The following is a 13,640-nucleotide window of genomic DNA, read 5'->3' on the forward strand; positions in this document are numbered from 1 at the left end:
CTATCTTTCGCTTTTTGTAAATACGCCACGTTCAACCAGGCTATCCATCAAAAAGTAGAATTTCTCTTGGTGGATATGAGTTTCTTCTGATTTGAAGATATCAACTAAACGTAGACCAAATTTATCAGTGATATTGATTTTTACACCAGTTAAGTCTTTGTTGATGATAATCTTAAGTTGGAATCCTTCTCCGCTATTTGGAACTTTTTCAAGTAGACGCGTTAATTCATAGTTCCCAACTTTAGTTTCAAAAAAAGTATTATCTTTAAGCGTAAATTTTTTAACAGTTGGACTAAGTGTGTATTCGTAACGACAATTTTTAAGTTTAATCGTTTGTTCAAATGCCATTAAGTTTATCCTCCGATGATGTTTTTAAGAGTTTTAGCAAGAGTTATCATTTCTTGTTCTGTATTTAAAGGTGAAATGCTGACGCGTACAGACTCGTTTAAGCGAGGGGATTCTTCTCCGTAGAAGGCTTGAAGAACATGACTGACCTGAACAACACCAGCTGTACAAGCAGAACCTGTTGAAATAGAAATACCTTCAAGGTCTAAACGAAGTAGTAGTAGATCGTTGCGTTGTCCCGGAAATCCGATATTTAGGACATAAGGGAGTTGCTCTTTACCTTGATTGAGATAATAGGTTGAGCCAGCCATCTCAGTTAGAAAAACTTTCTTTAGTTTTTGAACTTTATTAAAGTTAGCCTCTAGATGATCTATATCGTCCTTAAGAGCTGCAACCATACCTATAATTGCGGGAAGGTTTTCTGTCCCTGCTCTTTTTTTCTGTTCTTGATCTCCACCATGTAGATAAGGATCAAAATCTGTAGAAGCAGCGTATAGGAAACCGATACCCTTTGGACCGTGAAATTTATGAGCAGAAGCACTGAGGAAATCTATTCCTAGTTCTTCAGGAAGAATCTCTAGCTTCCCGACAGCTTGAACAGCATCTACATGATAAGCTGCTGAATGGACTTTTAAAATCTGACCAATTTCAGCGATTGGTAAAAGAGTACCTGTTTCATTGTTAACATACATAGTTGAAACGAGAATAGTATCTTCACGCAGTGCATTTTTGACTTGTTCTGCAGTGATTTCTTGATTGTCGGGTTTTAAAATAGTCACTTCAAACCCAAAATTTTCCACCAGATATTCAATTGGTTCAAGCACAGCGTGATGCTCAATAGCAGTAGTAATAATGTGTTTTCCGCGATTTTGATGACGAAGACAGTAGCCGATAATAGCTGTATTATTACTTTCTGTACCACCAGATGTGAAGAAAATGTGTTGGGGCTTTGTACCTAGTAAACCTGCTAACTCTTGACGGGCTTCACGTAATAATTTTCCTGCTTGACGCCCATGACCATGAATACTAGAAGGATTGCCATAAGTCTCCTGCATGACTTGAGTCATTGCTGAGATAGCTGCAGATGACATGGGTGTCGTAGCAGCGTTATCTAAATAAATCAAAAACTCACCTAATTTCTATTTAAATTTAAATAGTGGACTAACTGGTTTTCTTTCATGAATACGAACCATGGCATCACCAATCAGTTCGCTTGCGGTAATATATTGTACATTCTTAGGTTTTTTACTTTCTGTCAATACAGAATCTGTAACCAAGACTTCCTTGATATTAGCTGCATCCAACAACTCTGCAGCACCGTTGACGAACAATCCATGGCTGGATACCGCGTAGATTTCAGTAGTACCATCGCGTTCCAAAATTTTAGCAGCTTCAGAGAAAGTACGGCCAGTATTAAGAATGTCATCGATTAAGATTGCTTTCTTACCTTCAACCTCTCCGATAATGTAACCTTGGCTACGTTCAGAATCATCTTGGGCATAGTCAATGATAGCAATCGGAGCATCAAGGTATTCAGCAAGGCTACGAGCACGTTTTACACCTGAGTTTTTAGGGCTGACAACAACCACATCTGGACCAGTTAAACCTTTATCAATGTAGTGTTTTGCAAATAGCGGAATTGTATAGAGGTTATCTACAGGAATATCAAAGAAACCTTGTACCTGAACAGCATGAAGGTCCAGTGTCAATACACGGCTAACCCCGGCTTTTACTAACATATTTGCAACAAGTTTAGCCGTAAGAGGTTCACGAGAAGAAGCAATACGGTCTTGACGTGCATAACCAAAATAAGGCATGACAACATTTATTGTATTTGCACTAGCTCGAACACAAGCATCGACTGTGATTAAAAGCTCCATTAAATGATTGCTAACGGGATAAGAAGTAGACTGAATGATGTAAACATCATATCCACGTACACTTTCTTCAATGTTAACTTGGATTTCACCATCAGAGAATTGACGAGAAGATAATTTCCCAAGTGGAACACCTGCAGCATCTGCAATTTTTTGAGCTATTTCATGATTGGATGAAAGAGAAAAAAGCTTCATATTTTTTGTATCTGACATTGATAAACCGTCCTCTATAAACTAAGTAAATCGGTGAAAAAACATTTTTAAAGGAAAGTGTTTTCTTTCACAGATTCTATTATTTTTTATCCCTTCTATTTTATCAAAAAAAGAAGATTATTTCAGTATTTTTTCATATTTTCTATAAATCGTACTAATTTTGAAGGAGCCTTCTTATATTGGATTTCATTTGCTCGTAAAAACTCTTGAAAATCAAGGTTTCCTTGGACGCCGTTTTCTACTTCCAGTTCAAGTTCATAATCAACAATATCGAAGTAGTGGCTTTGATCAAGAGCCATGAGCCCAATAGCTGTTTCTTTTTCGTAACGAACAGTAGTTAGGCAACCTAAAACTACCCAACCATTTGGTGAGAGTCCTCGATTTTTTAGTTCGTCCATAATCATGCCCTGAGGGAGTTTACATTCTTCGAGACAATCGTTAGCTTCCTCAAGAGTAAGCGCTTGGTTGTATTCCATATTTCCAACCTCTTGAGGGATTTTAATGGTCAATTCAGCGCTTGTATCGAAGGTACGAATGCGCATAGCGATTTTATGTTGGCGAAGATAAAAATCAGGTGTGTCCAGGTAGTAATTTTTTTGTGTAATTGGTGTGACTTCTAAAAATTGAGCTTGCAATCGGTTATATTCTTCTTCACTGAGAAGTGTTTTCATTTCAATTTCTAAATGTTTCATTTTTTCAACCTTTTCTTTATATTTGAAAGCGATTTATGGTATAATAAGCATTGTATTTATTGTATATGATTTTCATGAGAAAATCAAAAACTAGATGAATGAAACTGCTTAAAGAATTGGATGTAATAGTTATATGATTACAGAATGGGAAGAATTTTTAGATCCTTACATTCAAGCTGTCGGAGAGCTAAAAATAAAACTCCGAGGAATTCGAAAACAATATAGAAAACAAAACCGCCATTCTCCCATTGAGTTTGTTACAGGTCGGGTGAAACCGATTGAAAGTATCAAAGAAAAAATGGCACGCCGGGGTATTGGCTACGACACACTTGAACAAGATTTGCAAGATATTGCAGGTTTACGTGTCATGGTTCAATTCGTAGACGACGTAAACGAGGTTGTTTCTATCCTTCGTAAAAGACAGGATATGAGAGTTGTTCAAGAACGTGATTATATTACTCATCGAAAGGCATCGGGTTATCGTTCTTACCATGTGATTATTGAGTATACGGTTGATACCATTTACGGTGCAAAAACCATTCTAGTTGAGATTCAAATTCGTACCTTGGCTATGAACTTTTGGGCTACAATCGAGCATTCTCTCAATTATAAATATCAAGGAGATTTCCCAGAGGAAATCAAGGAACGACTTGAAATTACAGCCAGAATTTCACATCAGCTAGATGAAGAAATGAGTAAAATACGTGCTGATATTCAGGAAGCACAAGCGCTCTTTGATCCTTTGCACAGAAAGTTAAATGACGGGGTAGGAAACAGTGACGATACCGATGAAGAATATAGGTAAACGAATTGACCTAATTGCCAACCGTAAGCCTCAGAGTCAGAAAGTTCTATTCGAATTAAAAGAACGATTAAAAAAGAATAATTTTATCCTAAATGATAAAAATCCAGATATCGTTGTCTCTATTGGTGGAGATGGGATGTTGTTGTCTGCTTTTCATAAGTATGAAAACCAACTGGATAAGGTTCGTTTTGTTGGGGTTCATACAGGACATTTAGGTTTTTATACGGATTATCGTGATTTTGAGTTGGACCAATTGGTTACAAATTTACAGTTGGATAATGGAGCTCAAGTTTCTTATCCACTCTTAAGTGTCAAAATATTTCTCGAAAATGGTGAAGTCAAGTCTTTCCGAGCATTAAATGAAGCTAGCATTCGTCGAGCGGATCGAACTATGGTTGCTGATGTCATTATTAACCATGTTCCCTTCGAACGCTTTCGTGGTGATGGCCTAACAGTTTCAACGCCGACTGGAAGTACTGCATATAATAAATCCCTCGGTGGAGCAGTCCTTCATCCGACTATAGAAGCCTTGCAATTAGCTGAAATTGCTAGTTTGAACAACCGAATCTACCGCACACTTGGTTCATCAATTATTGTTCCTAAAAAAGACAAGATTGAATTGATACCGACTCGAAATGACTATCACACAATCTCAATCGATAATAGTATTTATTCTTTCCGAAATATTGAGAAAATAGAGTATCAGATTGATCACCACAAGATTCATTTTGTAGCCACGCCGAGCCACACCAGTTTTTGGAATCGTGTCAAAGATGCCTTTATTGGTGAGGTGGACGAATGAGGTTTCAGTTTATTGCCGACGAACATGTCAAGGTCAAAACTTTTCTGAAAAGACATGAAGTTTCTAAAGGTTTACTTGCCAAGATTAAGTTTCGAGGCGGTGATATTCGAGTGAATGGACATCCGCAGAATGCAACCTATCTTCTAGATATTGGAGATGAAGTTGTCATTGACATTCCTCCAGAGGAGGGTTTTGAGACTCTGGAAGCAATTGATTATCCTCTAGAGATTCTCTTTGAAGATGATCACTTCTTGGTTATAAACAAACCTTTTGGGGTTGCGTCAATACCTAGCGTCAATCATTCCAATACGATTGCAAACTTTATAAAGGGTTATTATGTAAATCAGAATTATGAGAATCAACAGGTTCATATCGTGACTCGGCTTGATCGAGATACCTCTGGTTTGATGCTTTTTGCTAAACATGGCTATGCACACGCCAGATTAGACAAGCAGTTGCAAAAAAAAGCAATTGAAAAGCGGTATTTCGCTTTAGTCAAGGGAAATGGGTATCTGGAACCTCAGGGAGAAATCATTGCACCAATAGCTCGAGATGAAGATTCCATCATTACAAGGCGAGTAGCAAAGGGTGGAAAATATGCTCACACTTCCTATCAAATTGTGGAATCTTATGGGGATATCCATCTAGTCGATATTCGTCTTCACACGGGTAGAACTCATCAGATTCGAGTACATTTCTCGCATATAGGGTTTCCATTGCTGGGAGATGACCTTTATGGGGGAAGCCTAGATCATGGCATAGAACGCCAAGCTCTTCATTGTCATTACTTATCGTTCTATCATCCTTTCTTAGAAGAGCAGTTAGAGCTGGAATGCCCACTGCCGGATGATTTCAACACACTTATAACACAGTTATCAAATAATAATTTATCTTAAAAGGAGTCAAAACTCATGGAAGTTTTTGAAAGTTTGAAAGCCAACCTAGTTGGTAAAAATGCACGCATCGTCTTACCTGAAGGTGAAGAACCACGTATTCTACAAGCAACCAAGCGTTTGGTAAAAGAAACAGAAGTTATCCCTGTACTATTAGGAAACCCTGAAAAGATTAAAATTTATCTTGAAATTGAAGGAATTACAGACGGCTACGAAGTTATTAATCCAGAAAATTACCCACAATTTGAAGAAATGGTAGCTTCTCTTGTTGAACGTCGTAAAGGAAAAATGACAGAAGAAGAAGCGAGAGAAGTACTTATCAATGATGTGAACTACTTTGGTGTTATGTTAGTTTATATGGGCTTAGTAGATGGTATGGTTTCAGGTGCTATTCACTCAACAGCTTCAACTGTTCGTCCAGCTCTTCAAATTATCAAGACTCGTCCAAATGTTAGCCGTACATCAGGTGCCTTCCTCATGGTCCGTGGCACTGAGCGTTACTTGTTCGGTGACTGTGCGATCAACATCAACCCCGATGCTGATGCTCTAGCTGAAATTGCTATTAACTCAGCTATCACAGCTAAAATGTTCGGTATTGAACCTAAGATTGCTATGCTTAGCTACTCAACTAAAGGTTCAGGTTTTGGTGAAAGTGTTGATAAGGTTGTTGAAGCAACTAAAATCGCACACGAATTGCGTCCAGACCTTGAAATTGATGGTGAATTACAATTCGATGCTGCCTTCGTTCCGGAAACTGCAGCTCTTAAAGCTCCAGGAAGTAATGTAGCTGGACAAGCTAATGTCTTCATCTTCCCTGGTATTGAAGCAGGTAACATTGGTTACAAGATGGCAGAACGTCTTGGTGGATTTGCTGCAGTTGGACCTGTTTTGCAAGGCCTTAACAAACCAGTAAATGACCTTTCACGTGGATGTAACTCTGATGATGTCTACAAACTAACTCTAATTACTGCAGCGCAAGCTGTTCATCAATAAAAATTTTTCCCTCTTTTCCTCTTGGCAAAGGGGGATTTCCCTTTTTTGAAGATACAATTCACCTGCAAAAATAGCCAAAATATGGTAAAATAGTCAGTAATCATCTATATTTTATGAAATAAGTTTGTATGAAGAAAAGGAAATAAAATGGCGACTATTCAATGGTTTCCTGGTCATATGTCAAAAGCAAGACGTCAAGTCCAGGAAAATTTAAAATTTGTTGATTTTGTGACAGTTTTAGTGGATGCACGCTTGCCCTTGTCTAGCCAAAATCCAATGCTGACTAAAATCATCGGGGACAAACCAAGACTATTGATTCTGAACAAGGCAGACCTTGCAGACCCAGCATTAACAAAAGAGTGGCGTCAGCACTTTGAATCGCAAGGAATTCAAACGCTTCCTATCAACTCTAAAGAGCAAATTACGGTAAAAGTCGTGACCGATGCTGCAAAGAAACTCATGGCTGATAAGATTGCTCGTCAAAAAGAACGTGGTATTCAAATTGAGACCTTACGTACAATGATTATTGGGATTCCAAACGCAGGAAAGTCAACTCTGATGAACCGTTTGGCTGGTAAGAAAATTGCCGTAGTTGGAAACAAGCCTGGTGTGACAAAAGGCCAGCAATGGCTTAAAACCAATAAGGATTTAGAAATTTTGGATACTCCAGGAATTCTCTGGCCAAAATTTGAAGATGAAACCGTCGCCCTTAAACTTGCACTTACGGGAGCCATCAAGGATCAGTTACTTCCAATGGATGAGGTAACGATTTTCGGTCTCAATTACTTTAAAACACATTACCCCGAGAAGCTTCAAGAACGTTTTAAACAAATGAATCTGAACGATGAAGCTCCAGAAATCATTATGAATATGACTCGCATCCTAGGTTTTCGTGATGATTACGACCGTTTTTACAACCTTTTTGTCAAAGAAGTTCGTGATGGAAAACTTGGTAACTATACCTTAGATACATTGGATGATCTCAATGACAACGATTAAAGAAATCAAAGAAGAATTAGCAAAAATAAGAGAACTTGAAAGTCCCTTATTTAAGGAATTTGAAAAAGATTCTCGTTCAGGTGTCCAAAAGGAAATTGAAAAGCGTAAAAAGGCCATCCAAGCAGAAATGGATGAAAATCTCCGCTTAGAAGGCATGCTTCGCTATGAAAAAGATCTATATAGTAAAGGGACATCCCTAATTGCTGGTGTAGATGAGGTTGGACGTGGTCCTTTGGCCGGACCTGTTGTTGCTGCGGCAGTCATTCTTCCCAAAAATTGTAAAATAAAAGGTTTAAATGACAGCAAAAAAATTCCTAAGAAAAAACACGAGGAGATTTTTCAGGCTGTCAAAGAGAATGCCCTAACAATCGGTATTGGGATTATGGACAATCATGTCATTGACCAAGTCAATATCTATGAAGCGACAAAACTAGCTATGAAGGAAGCTGTTTCGCAACTTGAACCTCAGCCAGAACATCTTTTGATTGATGCTATGAAGTTGGATTTGCCGATTTCTCAGACATCCATCATTAAAGGAGATGCTAACTCGCTGTCTATTGCAGCGGCATCTATCGTTGCTAAGGTTACGAGAGATAAGATCATGGCAAACTATGACCAAGAATTCCCAGGTTATGATTTTGGTCAAAACTCTGGCTATGGAACCGCTAAACATCTAGAAGGTATAGATAAGCAGGGTATTACACCCATTCATCGCACTAGTTTTGAACCCGTTAAAACACTTGTTGCGTCAAGTAAAGAAAAGAATTGAGAGGAAGCAACTATGGAGGAGCACTCGGAAACACTTAGTTCCAAGAAAGAATTTGCCTTCGCGTCCAGTACGATCTTAGCTCAAGTAGGGCGAGGTATTATTGTCGGATTAGTCGTAGGAATTATTGTGGGATCATTTCGATTTTTGATCGAAAAAGGCTTTCATATCGTTCAAGGATTTTATCAAGACCAAGAGAATCTGATATGGAATCTATTGATTGTTTTATTGTTTTATATCCTCATTTGCTTACTTAGTGCCAAATTAACACGTTCAGAAAAAGATATCAAAGGTTCTGGTATTCCTCAAGTTGAAGCGGAGTTAAAAGGTCTCATGTCTCTCAACTGGTGGAGTGTCCTCTGGAAGAAATACATTCTAGGTATCTTGGCCATTGCGAGTGGGCTTATGCTCGGTCGTGAAGGTCCCAGTATTCAGCTAGGTGCCGCTGGAGGAAAAGGAATTGCTAAATGGCTCAATTCTAGCCCTGTTGAGGAGCGTTCTTTGATTGCTAGCGGAGCTGCTGCTGGACTTGCTGCAGCCTTTAACGCACCGATTGCGGGGTTATTATTTGTAGTAGAAGAAGTTTATCACCATTTTTCACGATTCTTCTGGGTTTCTACCTTAGCTGCTAGTCTAGTAGCAAACTTTGTTTCTCTTCTTATCTTTGGCTTAACTCCTGTGCTTGATATGCCTGATAATATCCCTCTTATGAGTTTGAGTCAGTATTGGATTTATCTGCTTATGGGGATTTTTCTTGGTTTTTCAGGTTTTCTTTATGAAAAAGCCGTTCTGAATGTCGGGAGAGTTTACGATTGGATCGGTCAAAAAATTCATCTAGATAAGGCTTATCATCCAATTTTTGCATTTATCCTGATTATTCCTGTGGGAATATTCCTACCTCAAATACTTGGTGGGGGCAATCAGGTTGTCTTATCCTTAACAGAACAAGATTATAGTTTCCAAATTCTCTTAGTTTACTTCATCATTCGTTTTATCTGGAGTATGATTAGTTACGGAAGTGGACTACCAGGTGGTATTTTCTTACCAATTTTAGCTTTAGGGTCTTTACTTGGTGCTCTGGTCGGTGTTATTTGTGTCAATCTTGGACTCGCCACCCAGCAGCAATTTCCTATCTTTGTGATTCTTGGAATGAGTGGGTATTTTGGTGCTATCTCAAAAGCACCTTTGACAGCTATGATTCTTGTGACTGAGATGGTCGGAGATATCCGTAATCTCATGCCTCTAGGGATGGTAACTCTTGTTGCTTACATCGTTATGGATTTGCTTAAAGGAGCGCCTGTATATGAAGCCATGCTGGAGAAAATGTTACCTGAAACCGCAAGTGACGATGGAGAAGTTACTCTTATTGAAATTCCTGTTTCTGATAAAATAGCAGGCAAGCAAGTACATGAACTTAATTTACCACATAACGTTCTGATCACAACCCAAGTTCATAACGGAAAACGTAAGACGGTTAACGGTTCAACAAGAATGTATTTAGGAGATATGATCCATCTTGTTATTCCAAAAAGCGAGATTGGGAAAGTGAAAGATTTGTTACTATAAAAACATAAAAAAAGTTATGTATTTTTAAGAACAAAAAGATAATAGAATATATTTGTTGCATAATATAATTTATGTAACAAATATATTTTTTAGGATATTTTTAAATAATTAAAGGAAGATGCTATGAGTAGAAATAAAGCTCTTGCAGTTTATTTATTTGGGACTTTTAGTCAATTATTATTAGTTTGTTTAGTTGTATTTTTCTGCAATTATTATGGCGTTCATTCTGTTCTAGTAAATGTTTTCGGAGTAATGATTGGTGGAATCTCTACAGCCTTATGGGGTAGCATTGTTGCCATTTGCTATTATGAGATTGACTTAAAGAAAATAATAAAAGATTTTTTTAACATTCAGACCAGTTACAAACATTATTTATTAGCATTTTTTCTTATTATTCTTGATTTCTCTTTTCTATTTTTTTGGGGGAAAATCGTACAATTTATCTGGTATCTTCCTTTTCTGATGTTTTTCAAGTTTATTGTATTTGGCGGTTTGGAGGAAATTGGTTGGAGATATGTATTTCAGCCACTTTTACAAGAAAAGTTCCACTATTTTCAAGCGACAATTTTAACATTTATCATATGGTCAATTTGGCATTTATTGTTCTTTTATATAGATGGTTCTCTAGCCATCCTTCAAATAGTACCTTTTTTATTTGGGTTGCTGACAAATTCGTTTATTCTTTCAGCTCTTTATTTAAAAACAAAAAATCTCTGGATTTGTGTGATGACGCATTCAATGATTAATGTATTTTCTCAAATGACTATGAGTGACGACCATTACGGAATGTATCTAATCAGAATTATTGTTATTGTTGCATCGTGTTATCTAGTAATGTCTAGCAAAGTTAAGTATAAAACTTATTAAATAGTATTTAGAATAATTTTGAACATTTAATAGAGAGTTAAAAATCCAAATCACTTTGTTGATTTGGATTTTATTGATTTTAGAGAAAATTATAAGTTTATGTAAAAGTTATTTAAACATTGATAGAAAAACTAAAAGTTAATGTACATTTGAACAATTTCTAGTTTTCACTTAAATAAAGTACATAATTAAGAATAATTAGCTCTAGAAAAATTTTTTAAAACTAAAAGTTTATGTACAATTGACTTAACAAGTGCTAAACCATTGATACAACTGAATTTGAAGCATAAAGTACATTCTTTAAAGAGTGTACTTTATTTTGTACATTATTCTGGGGTGATATTTTGTATGTTTTCTAGTTCATAACATCATCTGATTTAAGGAATTGATTTGTACATTTTTACTCTAATAGGTGCAGAAGAAGTAGTGGTTCAATTGTACATTTTTTGCTACTCATTTAAGGTCTTATTGATAGTAAGATATAGATTTTTTACTCGTGGTGCTAGTTAATCTCAAAGTATCTCAGATTATAAGTCAGTACAATTTGCTCCATTCTCAACTACAATCCTGTTAAGCCTCTAGTTAGTGTTTGTTCGACATCAAAAAAAGCACAAAGTTCTGAAAATCGAGTTTCAATAGTCCGTCTCATAGCCATTAGTTTCCAATGATTATGTTGTTTAGCTCTTGCCATATTTTTGACATAAAGGCATCCAAAGATGGTAACCTTTCTGTTTCAACTGTTCTCTGAGTTCATAGCTAAGATAAGCTAAATCAGCTAAAACATAGGGTTGAGAACAATTTTCTAGTAAGTCATCAACTGCCTTGACCGTCGATTAAACCGACTTCTTTCAAGGAGACACCCACAAGGATTCTTGTTTAGAAGCACCGAATCAATCAAGAAGGATCACCCAGAGGTTCCAGCATTTGAAGAATATGACGAGCTACTTGAAGCAATCAAAAAATCCCTATAAAGGGATTTTTTTATACCTATAATACCTTGTGCAAAATAGTCGTATATATCAAAATCAGAGTCACGTTACCTACTATTAGGCCGAAAGTCGCAAGTATTGTCTTTGATGTACCCGGCCTAAAATCTGCACTAATCAAATAAGGCCAAAAACATGCCATTGGAAAAATGGCTATTAGTATACATACATAGATGGGAAAGCTTGTCCAAAGAAAGCGTGTTGTCTCTAACCAGCGTCCCCATGAAGGTATCATTATTTTGCTTATAGTGAAAAGTATGCATATAAGATGGACAACAAGAAGATAAATGGCATACTTTGTCTTGTTTAGCGTTTTTTTCTTTTTCATTTTATCTAAGTATCCTTGCTAATTTTCCAATCGCTCAGCTGCAATCTTGGAACTAAAATTAAAATTAACTATATCATTATTCGAATCAAGGTCTAAATTCATAAAATAATGATTCCAAAAGAATTCATTGTTACCTGCTCCCCACTGCACGCCATAATGACCCAAATATTCATCTCTTGGCTCGTTTGGAGTCAGCCATATTTTTTTTCCCAAATACTTTCGTGAACTCGTTTTCGTCAAGCTTCTTTAGCAAATCTATACCATCTATATTATATGAAATTCCATGTTTTTTGGCAACAGCTGTGCACTCAGAATCGAAGCAAACCTGCGTAACTACACAGTCCTTCAGCTCCGTACTCTTCCTCTTATCTCCGTAAACACCTATACATCCGAGAACTACATTCTTCTTTACAAGAAGATAGGTGGATCGCGTAACTGCTGAGTCATAGGACTTAAAGCCGTTTGGTACGCTAACCCCAGCTCCTTGGTATTTATAATAGCTTCCCGATGTCAAAAGCTCATTATAATTAGGATAATCATGTCTACCATTTGACACATAGATTTCAAACCCCTGGTCTATCAAATCCGAAATCTTAGTCTCTGTAAGATGAATTTCAGTTCTGTCAATTTTAAGTGGAGGTGCGTTATCAGGTAGACCTATAATTATATATACAAACATCAAAAACACGAATATCATAAGAACTGCAACGATACCTATCCAAGATTTCCCGGTTCTCTTTCGTGCATTGAAAAGCGCCATTATAGAAGGCGTGATTATAGCAGCACCAATTGGCGCCGCCCCATGACGGAACATGCCCATGACCTTAAAGGCAATTACAGCGCTAATTAGTATTAAAACTATGTGCACTGCATACTCTCCTACGCTTAGCTTACTCGTCCTAGTCTGATTATTTGCTGGGGCATCGTACACTGGAACACCGTTCTCAAAGGTGTTCTTCATTCTAAAACGCAGCCAAAACAATATTCCAATAAACACAACTGCCAAGAACACTAGCAACCCAATAAAAACTAATCTTTCCATCTGTAACCTTTTCTCTGACCTAATTATCGTTCATCAAAATTCATATCTAGTCTACCACATTTTGAAATTGTTTTACAATATTTACATACTTGTGCACGAATCAAAAAGTTTTAAAAGGATTTAACGACTTAGCAACGACACAACAAACTCTAATGCATGAGTGGGATTATTTAAATAACCTCCTAATAGCAAATCCAACTGAAATAACTGAATTAAGTAATACTAATGTATGGTGGATATGTAAAGAAAACTCAAATCATCGATACAAACTTAAAATTAATGAAAAAATTAAGTATAAAAAGCGCTCATTAATAAGTTGCCCAATTTGCAAAGGTTTAAGAAGAAAACAGGAGCATTTTGTTAGATTAAAGATATACTAGAGAATACTAAAATAAAACAAAGTAAAAACACTCTAAAGTTCATTAAATTGATTATAGAGTGTTTTTTGTTGTCAAAATGTACATTT

General features: G+C 36.7%; 14 protein-coding genes and 1 pseudogene. 9 read left to right on the plus strand and 6 right to left on the minus strand.

The window, feature by feature from the left end:
• The 4 genes from NML75_RS03235 to NML75_RS03250 form a co-directional block, all read right to left on the minus strand.
• Positions 1–348 carry a DUF1831 domain-containing protein gene (locus NML75_RS03235; RefSeq protein WP_004252935.1) on the minus strand — a complete coding sequence of 116 codons (348 nt, stop codon included), beginning with the start codon at positions 346–348 and terminating at the stop codon, positions 1–3.
• A 5-nt stretch (positions 349–353) separates the two neighbouring features.
• On the minus strand, positions 354–1,469 hold the full coding sequence (locus NML75_RS03240; protein WP_247921520.1) for a cysteine desulfurase family protein: 1,116 nt from the start codon (positions 1,467–1,469) through the stop codon (positions 354–356).
• 15 nt (positions 1,470–1,484) lie between these two features.
• The gene (locus tag NML75_RS03245; RefSeq protein WP_254804026.1) at positions 1,485–2,435 is read right to left on the minus strand and encodes a ribose-phosphate diphosphokinase; all 951 of its coding nucleotides are present in this window, start codon (positions 2,433–2,435) and stop codon (positions 1,485–1,487) included.
• A gap of 122 nt (positions 2,436–2,557) precedes the next feature.
• The gene (locus NML75_RS03250) at positions 2,558–3,127 is read right to left on the minus strand and encodes a CYTH domain-containing protein (RefSeq protein WP_247921518.1); all 570 of its coding nucleotides are present in this window, start codon (positions 3,125–3,127) and stop codon (positions 2,558–2,560) included.
• 133 nt (positions 3,128–3,260) lie between these two features.
• Here NML75_RS03250 and NML75_RS03255 point away from each other — a divergent pair, with 133 nt between their 5' ends.
• The 8 genes from NML75_RS03255 (at position 3,261) to NML75_RS03290 (ending at position 10,818) form a co-directional block, all read left to right on the plus strand.
• Positions 3,261–3,932 carry a GTP pyrophosphokinase gene (locus NML75_RS03255; protein ID WP_036754017.1) on the plus strand — a complete coding sequence of 224 codons (672 nt, stop codon included), beginning with the start codon at positions 3,261–3,263 and terminating at the stop codon, positions 3,930–3,932.
• Complete coding sequence (locus NML75_RS03260) at positions 3,916–4,734, plus strand: NAD kinase (protein ID WP_214261920.1); 819 nt, start codon at positions 3,916–3,918, stop codon at positions 4,732–4,734. The genes NML75_RS03255 and NML75_RS03260 overlap by 17 nt, the downstream gene beginning before the upstream one ends.
• Positions 4,731–5,630, plus strand: coding sequence for an RluA family pseudouridine synthase (locus NML75_RS03265; protein ID WP_247921517.1), 900 nt, complete (start codon positions 4,731–4,733; stop codon positions 5,628–5,630). Before NML75_RS03260 ends, NML75_RS03265 begins: the two co-directional genes overlap by 4 nt.
• Positions 5,631–5,645: 15 nt before the next feature.
• Positions 5,646–6,620, plus strand: a complete 975-nt coding sequence (pta, locus tag NML75_RS03270; RefSeq protein WP_004252952.1) for a phosphate acetyltransferase — start codon at positions 5,646–5,648, stop codon at positions 6,618–6,620.
• A 147-nt stretch (positions 6,621–6,767) separates the two neighbouring features.
• Positions 6,768–7,619, plus strand: coding sequence for a ribosome biogenesis GTPase YlqF (ylqF, locus tag NML75_RS03275; protein ID WP_254804027.1), 852 nt, complete (start codon positions 6,768–6,770; stop codon positions 7,617–7,619).
• Positions 7,606–8,388 carry a ribonuclease HII gene (locus tag NML75_RS03280; RefSeq protein WP_004252958.1) on the plus strand — a complete coding sequence of 261 codons (783 nt, stop codon included), beginning with the start codon at positions 7,606–7,608 and terminating at the stop codon, positions 8,386–8,388. The genes ylqF and NML75_RS03280 overlap by 14 nt, the downstream gene beginning before the upstream one ends.
• Positions 8,389–8,400: 12 nt before the next feature.
• Complete coding sequence (locus NML75_RS03285) at positions 8,401–9,951, plus strand: ClC family H(+)/Cl(-) exchange transporter (protein ID WP_254804028.1); 1,551 nt, start codon at positions 8,401–8,403, stop codon at positions 9,949–9,951.
• 123 nt (positions 9,952–10,074) lie between these two features.
• Positions 10,075–10,818 carry a CPBP family intramembrane glutamic endopeptidase gene (locus tag NML75_RS03290; RefSeq protein ID WP_247921515.1) on the plus strand — a complete coding sequence of 248 codons (744 nt, stop codon included), beginning with the start codon at positions 10,075–10,077 and terminating at the stop codon, positions 10,816–10,818.
• A gap of 559 nt (positions 10,819–11,377) precedes the next feature.
• Here NML75_RS03290 and NML75_RS03295 read toward each other — a convergent pair.
• Positions 11,378–11,645: pseudogene (locus NML75_RS03295) on the minus strand (transposase); the annotation flags it as partial.
• A 656-nt stretch (positions 11,646–12,301) separates the two neighbouring features.
• The gene (locus tag NML75_RS03300; RefSeq protein WP_254804029.1) at positions 12,302–13,174 is read right to left on the minus strand and encodes a hypothetical protein; all 873 of its coding nucleotides are present in this window, start codon (positions 13,172–13,174) and stop codon (positions 12,302–12,304) included.
• A 152-nt stretch (positions 13,175–13,326) separates the two neighbouring features.
• Here NML75_RS03300 and NML75_RS03305 point away from each other — a divergent pair, with 152 nt between their 5' ends.
• Entirely contained in the window at positions 13,327–13,554 is a 228-nt protein-coding gene (locus NML75_RS03305; protein WP_178895009.1) for a zinc-ribbon domain-containing protein, read from the plus strand.
• Positions 13,555–13,640 lie beyond the last annotated feature (86 nt).

The organism is Streptococcus sp. CF4-3 (assembly GCF_024295385.1).
Lineage (GTDB): Bacteria > Bacillota > Bacilli > Lactobacillales > Streptococcaceae > Streptococcus > Streptococcus infantis_I.